This is a genomic window from Flavobacterium chryseum (genome assembly GCF_004362015.1).
In the GTDB taxonomy this organism is placed as follows: Bacteria; Bacteroidota; Bacteroidia; order Flavobacteriales; family Flavobacteriaceae; genus Flavobacterium.
Window position 1 is genome coordinate 103,543 of the sequence record NZ_SNWW01000006.1, and the last position, 13,297, is coordinate 116,839.

Sequence of the window (13,297 nt, forward strand, 5' to 3'; positions counted from 1 at the left end):
AGGCTTAATCTATTCCCAAGAACTTATTTATACACCAATATTTAACAGCCGTAAAAATGAAGTATAAAAATATTTTACAAATAGATGATGATTTTGATGACTGCGAATTTTTCGAAGACGCTTTAAAAACTGTTTCTGATGCAGCTTATACTGCTGTACATAATCCAATAGACGCATTGAATAAATTAATTAACCAGGAGGTTATTCCCGACCTTATTATAGTAGACGTTAATATGCCCTTTATGACCGGACCAGAATTAATAAATGAAATTAAAAAAAGACAAACAATTAAAGATATTCCTGTTATCATATTATCTACTTCCTCACTATGTTCTCCTGCCGGAAGTTCATTCTCAGGAGCAGAGGATTATCTAATTAAGCCCTGCACGTTTACGGAACTCCAAAATCTTATTATAAAAAACATCTGTTAATCCTTGATATAAAATCACAAGTCCCCCATTGTGAAAATCAGCCTTAGGCAGCACAGAATATTCGTGCTGTACTTTAAAATAAAATTTATGAAAAAAAAGCAATCGATAACCACTATTTTCCGCTTATTCACTCAGGGAATTGAATTTCTTAAGTCGCTTAGGGACACTGCTATTTGGCTAAATAGCAAAAAAAGTCGTTCGCATCGATTTAATGATGTATTGCTATTGGTTATAACAATGTATTCTACAAACGCCTATCCTTGTGTAAGCTGTAATGACGAAGTACAGGAAGGCATTAGCCATAGTCTTGATCTTACTCAATATTTATTGTTTGCCGCCTTTATTGGGCTTAGCATTGTTATTTACCTATTATCATACCTGTGCCTCAGTTCTTATCAAACAAAAATGGGACAATTCTATTTAGAAAAAATGCCTGACATGCGGTTATGCTTCGCCGCAATGGTACTAGGTATAAGTTTGGGAGGATTTATTGATGGCATCGTAATGCACCAGATTTTACAATGGCACGAAATGTTGTCTAATATCATTCCTACCGATACTATGCTAAATAAAAGTATAAATATGTTTTGGGATGGTATTTTTCACCTTTTCACCTTATTTTCAACCTTCTTTGGAATTTATTTAATGTGGAGAATAATGGCACGCAGAGAAAGTAATAAATCCGGATATCTAATGACAGGAGGAATGGTGTTTGGATGGGGAACTTTCAATTTGATTGAAGGAATAATTAACCATCATATTTTGCATTTGCACAATGTGAGAGAACTTAGCCCAGATAAAAATCTATGGAATTATGGGTTCCTTCTTTTTGGACTTTTACTATTATTTCTGGGATCGTTGGTAATAAAAAAAGGTATTACTAAACCTGCAACACTATAATACTGGTAATTATATAATTAACAATCAGCATCTTGAAAAAAAGAAACCTGTATATCAAGGATATTTACTAAATAAACATTTAAAAAATATACATTATGAGTACTTCAAAACAAAACACAGGTAACGCAAAGTCATCAGATAAAAATACTGATACTAAAAAAGCTGATAAAAAAGAAACTGCTGCAAAAAGCACCTCTAAAGACACAGATTCGAAAAAAGCATCAAACAAGAAAAAATAATCTAAAAGACACTATTATGAATTTAGAAGATAAACAAAATTACGGTCAATATGATCCTAATTTTCAAGTTGAGAAGCAAAGTCAGGAAGAAGATATAGACGCTCCACCATTCGATAATTCATTTTCCGGAGAAGGTGAAAGCCGAAATCAGGAATTCGATGAGCTACAAGATACGCTTTCAAATGAAGAAGATTTTGACACGGATGATGATGGTTTAGACGACAGCAATCTTAAAGAAGAAGGTGATCTGGATGATGAAGATTCAACCGAAGAAGAACAAAATGAGCGATATAGAGATAGTGAATTTTCTAGTGAAAGCAATCAATCCTAAACACTTTCAGAATTGAATCGAATAAATCAAATACATTAAAGCCACTTGTAAAATCAAGTGGCTTTTTGTTTTTAAAAGCAATACTGAAATTACTATAAAAATAAAAAGCCTATAAAAATTTATAGGCTTTTTTACAATCTGTAAACACCAAACTTATGGTGTAGTTGTACCAACGCTATCTTTACGTGTTGCAGGATCCATAGATCTTGTTTTAGTAGTAGACGTCTTTGTAGTACTTTGTTTCTCCGTTCCGGTTTTGTGAGGAGATGAAGTTGTAGTACCTTTTGTACTTTTCTTCTTTGTTACGGTGTCACTAGAAGTTTTCGTAGTGGTTTGAGTTGATTTCTTTGGAGTATCCTGAGCAACTGCAGTTGCAGTTCCAAATACCAACAGCATTGCACCTGTTAAAATTAAATTTTTCATAATGTATATTTTAATTAATAATTTGATTATTAGAGATATAGAAATCTCTTATTACAAATTTGGTGAACTAATCGACTGTTATTTTATATAACGTCTGACTGACCTTATATGATTTCCATTTAAATCAATTTAATGAAATAAAAGGCTGATTATTAATTTATTACTCACTTCAAAATAAATTATCATTTTTTATTAATTACCGCCAATTATATAAACTAGCCACATAATTCTATAATTTCATTTGGCGATAAACTTTTAATTTTAATATTATTAAAAAAATATATCTATCATTAAAATATTAAATCATGGAAAACTTAATTAATCAGGAAAATCTTGAAGACATCAGAGAATTTATAGAAAATAAAATAGCTGATGTTCCGGCTAGTTATATCCTTTGCGGAGCAATTGGCTCTATACTTTTGTCCTCTTACCTTAGTAAAATAGGCAAAAAACAAGCGAGTTCAATTATTGGAAAGCTATCCATTCCTATAGCAGCAATTGGAATCGCAAAATATAAGGATCTTATAAAATCAGAATTAGAATTTTTTGAAGAACCAAATGTTCAAAATGCTTAGTATAATGCACATTCCTGGTTTATTTGTTTTGTTTCTCTCTTGCCGATAGTATTAAATTTTAAACCAGGAAGTGTATTATTTTTATCATTATTAAAAAGTATTTGGGTTTTAAATGGAAGAATTCATTTCCCGAAAACAATATAAAATTAAGAATATAAAAAAGGCCTGTGGTTATTACACCACAGGCCTTTTTCTTTTAATCGGTTTAATTTAATTTACTCGTAACTAATAGCAAGTTAATTTTTACCTGTTCCATCAGTTCCGCCAGTACCACCTGTCCCGTCAGTTCCGGTGCCATTCGTTCCTGTACCGTTTGTTCCTGTACCGTTTGTTCCTGTTCCATTCGTTCCTGTACCGTTTGTTCTAGTTCCATTTGTTCCAGTGCCATTCGTTCCTGTACCGTTTGTTCCTGTACCGTTTGTTCCAGTTCCATTTGTTCCAGTTCCATTTGTACCGTTAACATTTGTAGAATCCATGGATCTTCCTACTGTATCCATAGTTGTCTGAGTCGAATCAGTACCTTCACCGTCCATACCGCCCTGACTTGAACTGGCAGTAGTATTTTTACAAGAAGATAATAATCCGAGTGCAACAACAACTATTGCGATTTTTGATTTTAATGTTTTCATAATATTAAGTTTTTAATTTGTAATATTTCAAATGTATCAGCTTCAATAGCCTGATTATTAAATGATTATTCTTATAGTTTATACAATTTCTGATTTAATAAATTTTGAATTAGAATTAAACTAAACCAATTATCGATTATGGATTTATTGCTAAGGTTCTTGCGAATTCAGCTTTACACTTTGGGAAAAATTTGTAATCAACACAGATAAAAAAAAATAAACCTGTAGCATTTTTATTGCTACAGGTTTACAACTTTAAATAATCAACCAGGGCAGTTATTTTCTGCCTTTCTTATTAGAATTAGAATCTGTATATAGATTCATATCTCTTATATTCTATTCTTTAAATCTTATCTGTAACAGATTAATAATCATCTATTTAATTAAAGACCAAGATAGCTGCAAGACTATATGCCATTTTATATAATTATAAGAAATTCTTACATTTTTAATACTACCATAATGCGTAACATCAAAATAATTAGATACTTAGGTTTTTTTGAAATTCAATCACATATTATATTCTGTAATAAAATACTTAAATTCTATAAGACTCTGAGCACCTTGTTTTTTACATTTATTTGATTGTCAACAACACAGACATACAAGTTTAAAAATTAAATATTAATTATTATGGATGTTAAAAATATAATATCACGTCGCTCCGCACTTACAAGTATGGGAGCAGTAATTGCAACGGCAGCCGTTAATCCTGTCTTAGCGAATGGTTTTGGAACAGGCGAAATTAAAATTTCAAATGGTGCAGAAGATCCAAAAACAAAATATCCGAGACCGCCATTTAAAGAGCAAAAGCAGCCATGGCCGGGACTTGTTAGTAAAATGGATCCACGACCTGATCATGGAGAGAAAAGCTATAAAGGCTCCGGACGATTAAAGGGCCGTAAGGCATTGATAACCGGAGGAGATTCCGGAATGGGAAGAGCCGCTGCTATAGCTTATGCACGAGAAGGTGCTGATGTAGCTATAAATTATTTTCCTACCGAAGAAGAAGATGCCAAAGAAGTAATTCAGCTCATCAAAGCCGAAGGACGTAAGGCAATTGCAATTCCTGGCGATTTACGCAATGAAGATTTCTGCAAATCACTTGTCGATCAGGCGGCAAAAGCACTTGGCGGATTAGATATTGTTGTTAATAATGCTGCACGCCAGCAGACTCATGAATCAATATTGGATATTTCGACAGAAGAATTCGACTGGACAATGAAAACGAATATTTATGCTCCTTTCTGGATTATCAAGGCTGCTCTAGCTTATTTGCAACCCGGTGCTTCAATAATTGGAACCAGTTCTGTACAAGCGTATGCACCAACAGAAGATTTATATGATTATGCTCAAACAAAAGCTGCTACAACCAATTATATAAAATCTCTTGCCAAACAGCTTGCTCCCAAAGGCATCAGAGTTAATGGTGTAGCGCCGGGACCAATCTGGACTCCACTTCAGGTAAGCGGAGGAGCGACGATGGAAAAACTAAAAGAGTTTGGTTCACAAACACCAATGGGAAGACCCGGACAACCTGCTGAGCTTGCCTCTATTTATGTACAGCTTGCCGCTAATGATGCTAGTTATGCAACTGGACAAATTTATGGTGCCAGCGGCGGTGAAGGTAATCCTTAATTTATTCAATATTTTATTTGGATCAAAGTGAGCAAAAACTAAAAAATCCCATTTCAATTTGAAATGGGATTTTTAATTGCATAAATAAAAACACTAAAATAAAAACTTTAAATCATCGTATCAATTTATTAATCATTCCATTAAAGATAAAACCATGAAATGGTAAAACCGAATACCAGTAGAGTTTTCCAGAAATTCCATTTGGTTTAAATGTAGCGGCCTGATACAATGTGTTGTTTATAATTTTAAATTCCAGCCATGCTTCTCCCGGCAATTTCATCTCGGCATATAAAATCAGTTTTCCTTCTTTTTTATCGGCATATATTACGCGCCAAAAATCGAGTGCATCTCCTGCATGAATATAATATTTATGAGTTCTTCCGCGTCTGGCTCCCACTCCTCCAAAAATTTTATCAATAAATCCTCTTAAATCCCAAAGCCAGTCTGCGTAATACCAGCCTGTTTCGCCGCCAATAGACCAAATTTTTTCAATAGTAAAATCACTGTCTATAATTTGTCGTTTTCTTCGATCAATAAAACAGTCTTTTTTGGGTACTTTGATATAGTTAGCCAAATTTCCTTTAAACTGACCGCTTACCAGAGAATCTTTCCAACTTGAAATTACAGCATCATCATTAATCTTTATTAAAGCTCTGTCTAAAGCCTGCTGATAACCAATTGGTGTTATTTCTAGTATATTGTTAATTCTCGTATCACGGCATATCACTTCTACCTTCATACTGCTAACCAGAGCAGAAGCCAGTTTAAAAGAAGTCGACGTAACAAAATACAGCCAGTAAGAAGATAATTTAGGAGTCATTACCGGTATCGTATAAATATATCTTTTAAGTCTTTTTGCCTTCGCAAATTCTAACAGCATCTCTTTATAGCTCAATATATCAGGTCCTCCAATGTCAAAACTTTGATTATACGTTAATGGATTCAGCAGTGATTTAATTAAAAATTCTAAAACATCACTAATGGCAATAGGCTGGCATTTCGTATTAAGCCATTTCGGGGTAATCATAACGGGCAGTTTATCGACTAAATCACGGATTATTTCAAAAGAGGCACTTCCAGATCCCACAATAATTCCTGCTCGTAGCGTGGTGGATGCAACTGCTCCGGTTTTTAAGATTTCTTCGACAGCTTTTCTGGATGATAAATGCTTGGATAGTGATTTGTCATTTACAATTCCGCTCAGATAGATAACCTGTTTTGCATTTGTTTTGTTTATTTTTTCTATGAAATAATTTGCCGAAATACTTTCTAATTCATCATAATTGGAAGCACCTGACATTGAATGAATCAGATAATATGCAGCATCTATGTCATTGGGAATATTTTCAAGACTTTGCGGATCCAGAAAATCAACTTCGATAATTGTTATATTATTTTTAAACTCATCAGAGAAATAAAATCTGCTTTTATCCCTGACACAGCAAATTACCTCATGTCCATGATCTAATAACAAAGGTAAAAGTCTCTTGCCGATGTAACCTGTTGCACCTGTTAATAGAATTTTCATGTTTTATTTCGTTTTATAATTTGAAACTTACCAAGCCATAATCCATTTGGAAAATCTGACCCGAAATTGATGCTGCATCTTCAGAAATCAGATAATTTGCCATGCGGGCCACTTCCTGAGGTTTCAAATAATTTTTCATTGGGTGTCGTTCCATCATATTTTCTTTCATACGATCGTTTCGTAAAATCGAAGCTGATAACGAAGTTTCTGTTATAGTTGGTGCAATGGCGTTAATCCGTATGCCGGGCGCCAGCTCTGCTCCGAGTGATTTTACAAGTCCTTCAAGTCCAGCTTTTGCTGTGGCAATACTCGCATGAAAAGGCATTCCCAATTTTGCAGCAACAGTGCTAAATAAAACAATTGACGGATGCATCGAAGTTTTTAATGCTGGCAAATAATGCTGAATAACTTTTACAGCGCCAATAACATTGATTTCAAAATCATTCCTGAAATCATCAAGGCTTAAACTCAAAATAGGTTTCAAATTTATGGATCCCGGACAATAAATCAAAGCATCAATATTTTCTATCTCAGGCAAAGGCTCGGTAAGAACATCAATTGAAAAATGAACTAAGTTAGGATGTGAAATATCAGGAGGCGTTCTGCTGATATTATAAACTAAGCTGTGTTCTAACTGCTGAAGCAAAATAGCACTTCCGATACCTTTACTTCCTCCGATAATAACAATTTTATCCATTTTTATACAATTGAGTTGATATTATTTAAAGCTTTTTGTGGATGATATATACTTGTTAGGCCAAATGAATACAGATATTCACTACTAATTTTACAACAATCTGCTGTAATTTTAATTGATCAGATCCTTAAATGTTAAAGATAAGGATTGTTTAATAATTTTAAGTAAAAGTTAAACAAAATAAATTCTTTTTTATTTAAATTAGCGTATAAATCAATTTAAAATAAGGCTAAAAAACGTAAAATATTCAGCCTTAAAACTTTAGCAAGACTTAAAGAAAAATGGACTTAAAAAAACAAGAAAATAATTTTTCGCTAATTGAGTTAGACCGAATCATTGAGATGGCATGGGAAGACAGAACTCCTTTTGATGCTATACAATATCAATTTGGTTTATCTGAATCAGATGTGAAAGCATTAATGAAAAAAGAGCTTAAATTTAGCAGTTATAAATTATGGCGGACAAGAGTTGAAAACTGCAAAACAAAACATTTGCATAAACGAAATCAGGGAATTGATCGTTTTAAATGTAACTTGCAAAGAGCAATTTCCAATAATAAAATATCAAAAAGGATATAATATATAATTTAATTACTACATTGGTTGAAATTGTGAAACAATTCGTGAAAGTAATGTAAACATTTACTCAAAAAAAATAATTAGTTTCGTTCCTAAAAATAAAATCACTATGTACCAAAATCCGAGGCTTTTGAATGATATAGTTGACTCCCTTCCCTTACCTGTTGCAGTGTATGTGGGAAAAAATTTAAAAGTTGAAATTGCCAATCCTGCCATGATTAAAACATGGGGAAAAGGAGATCAGGTAATTGGAAAAAATTATCTTGACATTGTTCCGGAAATTAAGGACCAGCAAATTTTAGATCAGGCTTTGACTGTACTTAATACTGGAATTCCTTTTCATGCCAAAGATCAAAAAGTTGATCTTGTCATTGATGGAATTATGACCGAACATTACTTTAACTATAGTTTTATTCCTCTTTTTGATGAAGAAGGAAAGGTATACGGCGTACTTAATACAGGAATCGATATTACAGATCTTCATCAGGCTAAAGATGAGGTAAAAAGCTCGAATGAAAAACTTACTATAGCAATTGATGCTTCTGGTATGGGAACCTATGAAATAGACCTGGCTACCAAAAAAGTTAAAACTGCAGGAAATTTTAATGAGATCTTATCTATTGATAAGGAATTGAACAATGATGAACTGATTGCAAAACTGCATCCGGATGATTTGGCTGTACGTGAAAAAGCACATGAAGATGCTTTAATTACCGGAAATTTAAGCTATAAGACCAGAATTTTAAATGATGAACAATCTGTAAAATGGGTTCAAATTAATGGTAAAATCATTAATGACGAAAATGATACTCCAAAAACTATTATTGGTGTTATTCAGGATATTCACGAACAGAGCGCCTTTGAAGAAGAGTTAAGAAAACAGGTTGCCAATCAAACCGAAGAATTAAAGCGTTCTAATAACGATCTTTTGCAATTTGCCGGTATTGTTAGCCATGATCTTAGAGAACCTGTTCGAAAAATTAAAATTTTCAATACTCTTTTGAATAATGAAAAAAGAGAAGACTTTTACGATAATTCAAGAAAATACATTTCTAAAATCGATAAGTCTGCCCAAAGGATGGACAGTATTATAGAAGGTATTCTTGCTTATTCTACTTTAGACAAAACTATACAGCCTTTTGAGAAAATAGATCTTAATGAAATTGTAGAAAATATTAAAACAGACCTGGAACTTATTATAAAAGAAAAAGGTGCAATTTTAGTTACTTGCGATCTTCCTGAAATGGAAGGTGCACCAATTTTAATCAACCAGCTTTTTTATAACCTGATTCAAAATGCACTGAAATTCTCAAAAGCAGACCAGCCGCCGAGAGTAATTATATCGTGTTCTACCATTGAAGTTAACGGTATCGAAGCAGTACAAATAATAATTAAGGATAATGGTATTGGGCTTGATCCTGAGTTTAACGAAAGAATATTTAATGCTTTTGAAAGGCTGCATTCTAAAGATCAATATGAAGGCAACGGTCTTGGTCTTGCTCTTTGCAAAAAAATCGTAAAAAGACACAACGGTACAATAACTGCTAAAGGCATAAAAGACGATGGAGCTGAATTTACTGTAACATTACCTTTAAAACATTCAAACGAAAACATTCTTTAAATTTTAGCATTTGCAGTAATTATACTTTTTACCTTTTTTTTCATACCATAAATTTAAAGCAAGAGATCTTACGCTCTGAAAGCCCTTTTATGAATTCCATTTGGGGTATTTTTCTATAGTTCGTTATGGCCATTACACCAGAACTACCACTATGAGTTCTGATAGTATCACCATCAAACCAAATATAAACAAATGATTAACAAGTACTTAAAAAAAATAAAAAATTAAGGCACGTTTTTTGTTTTAACACTCATAACTAATTAAAAAAAAGTAAACCCATGAAAAATTTAAAATATGTATTGATCGGAATATTATTCCTTTCTTTTTCTTACTCTCAGGCTCAGGTATCTGTTAATGTAAATGTTGGAACTCCTCCTGCATGGGGACCTGCCGGTTACTCAGATGTTCGTTATTATTATCTGCCGGATCTTGAAACCTATTATGACGTAAGCACATCAAATTATGTTTATTTGAATAACGGAAGATGGGTAAGAACCAGATCACTACCTGCTGCTTACAGAAACTATGATCTTTACACCGAATATAAAGTGGTACTGAATGATTATAGAGGAGACAGACCTTATGACAATTTTAAATCACACAAAGTAAAATACGGAAAAGGTTATAAAGGAAAACCTCAAAAAACAATTGGACAAAAACCCGGAAAAGGAAATAACGGAAACCATAAAGGTCATGGAAATGGCAAAGGAAAACACTAAATAAAAGGCTTAAAAACCTTACTAGTTAATAAAGAGCTTAATTGATAAAAGATAGTAACCGGAAATAATTTTGGTTACTATCTTTTCTTTTTAAAATAAATAATACTTATAAATATTTACTTTTAAAAACCATTAGCTTTTCTCTTGTCATATCATTTATAGTATATGAAATTCCGCCCATTCCCAAGCCTGAAGCATCTCTTCCGCCAAACGGCATCCAGTCTACTCTAAAAGCTGTATTGTCGTTTACCATAACAGCAGTCGCGTTTAGATGTTTTACAGCATCCAAAGCAATATCTATATTTTTAGTAAAAACAGCGGCCTGAAAATGTACTTCTAAAGCATTTGCTTTTTTTATAGCTTCTTGTCTGTCTGTAAAAGGATAAATACAAACCACAGGACCAAAAATCTCATGAGTCGAAACTTTAGAATTTTCTGAAGGATTGAACAAAACTGTTGGCTCAAAACAGGTGTCAGAAATTCTTTTTCCACCTGTAATTAATTTAGCGCCTTGTTCAATAGCTTCGTTAACCCATTCCTCTACCCGATCAACTTCTTTTGGTGAAATAAGTGCGCCAACATCTGTATTTTCATCAAACGGATTTCCGACAATTAATTTTTGGGTTGCTTCAGAAAACTGTTCGACAAAACGGTCTACAATTTCCTGATTCACAAATACTCTCTGAACCGAAACACAAACCTGACCCGCGTGATAAAAACCACCTTTTACCAAATCTGGAATCATTTCGCTAAAATCGGCATCACTTTCTACAATTACCGGTGCAGCACCGCCATGTTCTAATGCAGCGCGTGTTCCGGGAGCTAATTTACTTTTTAAAGACCAGCCTACTTTTGCTGAACCAATAAAAGAAAAAAAATGAATTCTGGAATCTGTAATTAACAATTCAGCCGTTTCATTATCACACAAAACCACTTGCAGCCATCCATCGGTCAATCCGGCTTCTTTTAAAATAGCTGCCAATGCAAGTCCTGATAATGGAGTACTGCTTGCGGGTTTAAATATAACCGGACAACCAGCGGCAACAGCAGTAGCGATTTGATGAACGGCTAAATTTAACGGATGATTAAACGCACTTACAGCCGCAACAACGCCAATAGGTTCTTTTGTAGTAAAAGCTATTCTGTTTACAGAAGCTTCCGTAAGTCCCATCGGGATTTGTTCTCCTTTTATTTGAGATATATGTTCAGCTGCCAGTTTTACTCCTTTGATGGCTCTAAGTATTTCTGCTTTCGAATCTTTATAGGGTTTTCCGCCTTCACTAATAGCAATATGAATTAATTCTTCGCTCCTGTCATGCATTATTGAAGCTGCTTTTTCTAATATTTCAATTCTTTTAAAAGCAGGAATCCAATTAGATTGATCATTAAATAATTGCTGGGCTGTACTCAATATTTGTTCAATATCATTTTTATTAATCAACGGTAATTCCTTTACAAGGCTTTGATCGTATGGGAATACTATTTTTGTCGTCTTTTCCATAAAAGTTTTTTTAATGTGTGAGCTTAAAAAACCAAGCTGATTCTATTAGATATAAATTCGGATGGTTTGATACTTAAATTTAGTTCAAAATATTGATGATTACAACCTCTTATTCTATAATAGGAAAATTAATAACTTACGGGTGTTGTTAAAACAATTTCTCTGTTATCTAACAACGGAACAATTTTTCCTAAAACTAAATTTTGAAAATGTAGTGAATTTCGGTGTTCTGCAACTGCAGCTTCGCTACTATATCCTTCAAATAATACAATTGTATTTGCATCTGAATTACTTTGGTGAATTTTATAAAACAAATTACCTTTTTCTTTGATGCTTTCTTCTTGTACCGTTTTCAGCAATTGTAAAACGTTTTCAATCTGACCTTCTTTTACTTTCCATGTTGCAAAAACATGAACTGAATTTTGATTTTCCATTTTGATTTTTTTTATGATTTAATATATTTCTTTCATTCTAATAAACCAGTAGCCACAATCTTGTCATCCCGAGGAACGAGGGATCTTCGCAAGTAGCTCTATAAAGATTGGCGATTTTGCTTGCGGAGTTTCTCGTGGAGATCCCTCGTTCCTCGGGATGACAAAAATGTGCTGACTAGTTGAATGTTATAATTACTTTTTCGCAGCTTCTAAAATCACAATCATTTTTTCAGCTACACCTTTTGCAGAAGCTGGATTTTGTCCTGTAACCAAATTACCATCTGCAATACTGTGAGCTGACCATACTGCAGCAGCATGAAATTTTGCTCCTTGTTTAGTTAATGCAGTTTCTAATAAAAAAGGTACATCTGCTATAGCGTAACCTCTTTCTTCTTCATCTGTAAAAGAAGTGATATTTTTACCACTTACCAGATAAGTTCCGTTGCTTAATTTCACGTTTAGTAATGAAACCGGACCGTGACAGACTGCTCCAACAACGGCATTGCGCTCGTAAGTTTCCTTAATAACTTTTTTTAGCAATTCATTTTCCGGCATATCAACCATTGGTGCTAATCCTCCGGGTACAAAAACGGCATCGTATTTACTTACATCAACAGTGGATAGTTTAACGGCTTTCTGCATTGCTTCCCATCCTTTTCCGGTTAAAAAAGCAAGGTTTTCAGGATCGTTTGCCAAATTAAGCGCGTCTAAATAAGGAGTATCTCCGGTTAAACTGGCAAAATCTATTTGGTAATTTGCTCTGTCGAATTCGGCATAAGGATGCGCTACTTCAGGAAGAAAAGTTCCTGTTCTTCTGTTATTTGGTCCAATTGCATTGGCATTCGATACGATAATTAAAATTTTCTTGTTCATTTTTGTTTCGTTTTTAAGGGTTGTTTTTTGTTTTATTGCTGTGTCTTCTTTTTTAGTTTGTCCATAAGAAGAAAAAAAGGCAAGTGCTACGGATAAAATCATAATCTTTTTCATTTCTATAAATTTTTAAGTTGTTAATGAATTATTTATAGGACAAATTTATGCCAGCACTACTCCTCA

At 33.4% G+C, this 13,297-nt stretch carries 16 protein-coding genes; 9 read left to right on the forward strand and 7 right to left on the reverse strand.

Annotated elements, in window-relative coordinates:
• The first annotated feature begins 56 nt into the window (after positions 1-56).
• The 4 genes from EV143_RS12980 (at position 57) to EV143_RS12990 (ending at position 1,901) form a co-directional block, all read left to right on the forward strand.
• The gene (locus EV143_RS12980; protein WP_133508369.1) at positions 57-431 is read left to right on the forward strand and encodes a response regulator; all 375 of its coding nucleotides are present in this window, start codon (positions 57-59) and stop codon (positions 429-431) included.
• Between the two features lie 405 nt (positions 432-836).
• Complete coding sequence (locus EV143_RS12985; RefSeq protein WP_133508370.1) at positions 837-1,331, forward strand: DUF2243 domain-containing protein; 495 nt, start codon at positions 837-839, stop codon at positions 1,329-1,331.
• 95 nt (positions 1,332-1,426) lie between these two features.
• Positions 1,427-1,570 (forward strand): hypothetical protein, encoded by a 144-nt coding sequence (locus tag EV143_RS21480; RefSeq protein ID WP_166638153.1) that lies wholly within the window; start codon positions 1,427-1,429, stop codon positions 1,568-1,570.
• Between the two features lie 16 nt (positions 1,571-1,586).
• Positions 1,587-1,901: a hypothetical protein gene (locus tag EV143_RS12990; RefSeq protein WP_133508371.1), complete on the forward strand. Its 315-nt coding sequence runs from the start codon at positions 1,587-1,589 to the stop codon at positions 1,899-1,901.
• A 153-nt stretch (positions 1,902-2,054) separates the two neighbouring features.
• On the opposite strand, the gene EV143_RS12995 is transcribed toward EV143_RS12990, so the two are convergent.
• Entirely contained in the window at positions 2,055-2,324 is a 270-nt protein-coding gene (locus EV143_RS12995) for a hypothetical protein (RefSeq protein ID WP_133508372.1), read from the reverse strand.
• A gap of 305 nt (positions 2,325-2,629) precedes the next feature.
• Here EV143_RS12995 and EV143_RS13000 point away from each other — a divergent pair, with 305 nt between their 5' ends.
• Positions 2,630-2,899: a hypothetical protein gene (locus tag EV143_RS13000; protein WP_133508373.1), complete on the forward strand. Its 270-nt coding sequence runs from the start codon at positions 2,630-2,632 to the stop codon at positions 2,897-2,899.
• A 236-nt stretch (positions 2,900-3,135) separates the two neighbouring features.
• On the opposite strand, the gene EV143_RS21665 is transcribed toward EV143_RS13000, so the two are convergent.
• Positions 3,136-3,528 carry a hypothetical protein gene (locus EV143_RS21665; RefSeq protein WP_208111277.1) on the reverse strand — a complete coding sequence of 131 codons (393 nt, stop codon included), beginning with the start codon at positions 3,526-3,528 and terminating at the stop codon, positions 3,136-3,138.
• A 633-nt stretch (positions 3,529-4,161) separates the two neighbouring features.
• On the opposite strand from EV143_RS21665, the gene EV143_RS13010 reads away from it, so the two are divergent.
• Positions 4,162-5,166 carry an SDR family oxidoreductase gene (locus EV143_RS13010; RefSeq protein WP_133508374.1) on the forward strand — a complete coding sequence of 335 codons (1,005 nt, stop codon included), beginning with the start codon at positions 4,162-4,164 and terminating at the stop codon, positions 5,164-5,166.
• Positions 5,167-5,278: 112 nt separating this feature from the next.
• On the opposite strand, the gene EV143_RS13015 is transcribed toward EV143_RS13010, so the two are convergent.
• Both EV143_RS13015 and EV143_RS13020 read right to left on the reverse strand, forming a co-directional pair.
• Entirely contained in the window at positions 5,279-6,694 is a 1,416-nt protein-coding gene (locus EV143_RS13015; RefSeq protein WP_133508375.1) for an SDR family oxidoreductase, read from the reverse strand.
• A gap of 13 nt (positions 6,695-6,707) precedes the next feature.
• Complete coding sequence (locus EV143_RS13020; RefSeq protein WP_133508376.1) at positions 6,708-7,391, reverse strand: SDR family NAD(P)-dependent oxidoreductase; 684 nt, start codon at positions 7,389-7,391, stop codon at positions 6,708-6,710.
• Positions 7,392-7,672: 281 nt separating this feature from the next.
• Between EV143_RS13020 and EV143_RS13025 the strand changes: the two genes are divergently transcribed.
• From EV143_RS13025 to EV143_RS13035, 3 genes are all read left to right on the forward strand, one after another.
• Entirely contained in the window at positions 7,673-7,969 is a 297-nt protein-coding gene (locus EV143_RS13025) for a TIGR03643 family protein (protein WP_133508377.1), read from the forward strand.
• Between the two features lie 130 nt (positions 7,970-8,099).
• Positions 8,100-9,590: a PAS domain-containing sensor histidine kinase gene (locus tag EV143_RS13030; RefSeq protein ID WP_243739857.1), complete on the forward strand. Its 1,491-nt coding sequence runs from the start codon at positions 8,100-8,102 to the stop codon at positions 9,588-9,590.
• Between the two features lie 278 nt (positions 9,591-9,868).
• A complete protein-coding gene (locus tag EV143_RS13035; RefSeq protein ID WP_133508379.1) occupies positions 9,869-10,309 on the forward strand; it encodes a hypothetical protein in 441 nt (146 codons plus the stop codon).
• Positions 10,310-10,415: 106 nt separating this feature from the next.
• On the opposite strand, the gene EV143_RS13040 is transcribed toward EV143_RS13035, so the two are convergent.
• From EV143_RS13040 to EV143_RS13050, 3 genes are all read right to left on the reverse strand, one after another.
• Positions 10,416-11,810, reverse strand: a complete 1,395-nt coding sequence (locus tag EV143_RS13040) for an aldehyde dehydrogenase family protein (protein ID WP_133508380.1) — start codon at positions 11,808-11,810, stop codon at positions 10,416-10,418.
• A gap of 128 nt (positions 11,811-11,938) precedes the next feature.
• Positions 11,939-12,244 (reverse strand): putative quinol monooxygenase, encoded by a 306-nt coding sequence (locus EV143_RS13045; RefSeq protein WP_133508381.1) that lies wholly within the window; start codon positions 12,242-12,244, stop codon positions 11,939-11,941.
• Between the two features lie 192 nt (positions 12,245-12,436).
• Positions 12,437-13,231 (reverse strand): type 1 glutamine amidotransferase domain-containing protein, encoded by a 795-nt coding sequence (locus EV143_RS13050; RefSeq protein WP_208111278.1) that lies wholly within the window; start codon positions 13,229-13,231, stop codon positions 12,437-12,439.
• Between the last annotated feature and the right edge of the window lie 66 nt (positions 13,232-13,297).

What these genes read in the sequence shown, in the direction of transcription:
- EV143_RS13020 (WP_133508376.1), bottom strand. Translation starts at nt 7,391, where the DNA reads ATGGATAAAATTGTTATTATCGGAGGAAGTAAAGGTATCGGAAGTGCT.
- EV143_RS13015 (WP_133508375.1), bottom strand. Translation starts at nt 6,694, where the DNA reads ATGAAAATTCTATTAACAGGTGCAACAGGTTACATCGGCAAGAGACTT.
- EV143_RS12990 (WP_133508371.1), top strand. Translation starts at nt 1,587, where the DNA reads ATGAATTTAGAAGATAAACAAAATTACGGTCAATATGATCCTAATTTT.
- EV143_RS13035 (WP_133508379.1), top strand. Translation starts at nt 9,869, where the DNA reads ATGAAAAATTTAAAATATGTATTGATCGGAATATTATTCCTTTCTTTT.
- EV143_RS12985 (WP_133508370.1), top strand. Translation starts at nt 837, where the DNA reads ATGGGACAATTCTATTTAGAAAAAATGCCTGACATGCGGTTATGCTTC.
- EV143_RS12995 (WP_133508372.1), bottom strand. Translation starts at nt 2,324, where the DNA reads ATGAAAAATTTAATTTTAACAGGTGCAATGCTGTTGGTATTTGGAACT.
- EV143_RS12980 (WP_133508369.1), top strand. Translation starts at nt 57, where the DNA reads ATGAAGTATAAAAATATTTTACAAATAGATGATGATTTTGATGACTGC.
- EV143_RS13010 (WP_133508374.1), top strand. Translation starts at nt 4,162, where the DNA reads ATGGATGTTAAAAATATAATATCACGTCGCTCCGCACTTACAAGTATG.
- EV143_RS13040 (WP_133508380.1), bottom strand. Translation starts at nt 11,810, where the DNA reads ATGGAAAAGACGACAAAAATAGTATTCCCATACGATCAAAGCCTTGTA.
- EV143_RS13000 (WP_133508373.1), top strand. Translation starts at nt 2,630, where the DNA reads ATGGAAAACTTAATTAATCAGGAAAATCTTGAAGACATCAGAGAATTT.
- EV143_RS21480 (WP_166638153.1), top strand. Translation starts at nt 1,427, where the DNA reads ATGAGTACTTCAAAACAAAACACAGGTAACGCAAAGTCATCAGATAAA.
- EV143_RS13045 (WP_133508381.1), bottom strand. Translation starts at nt 12,244, where the DNA reads ATGGAAAATCAAAATTCAGTTCATGTTTTTGCAACATGGAAAGTAAAA.
- EV143_RS13050 (WP_208111278.1), bottom strand. Translation starts at nt 13,231, where the DNA reads ATGAAAAAGATTATGATTTTATCCGTAGCACTTGCCTTTTTTTCTTCT.
- EV143_RS13025 (WP_133508377.1), top strand. Translation starts at nt 7,673, where the DNA reads ATGGACTTAAAAAAACAAGAAAATAATTTTTCGCTAATTGAGTTAGAC.
- EV143_RS21665 (WP_208111277.1), bottom strand. Translation starts at nt 3,528, where the DNA reads ATGAAAACATTAAAATCAAAAATCGCAATAGTTGTTGTTGCACTCGGA.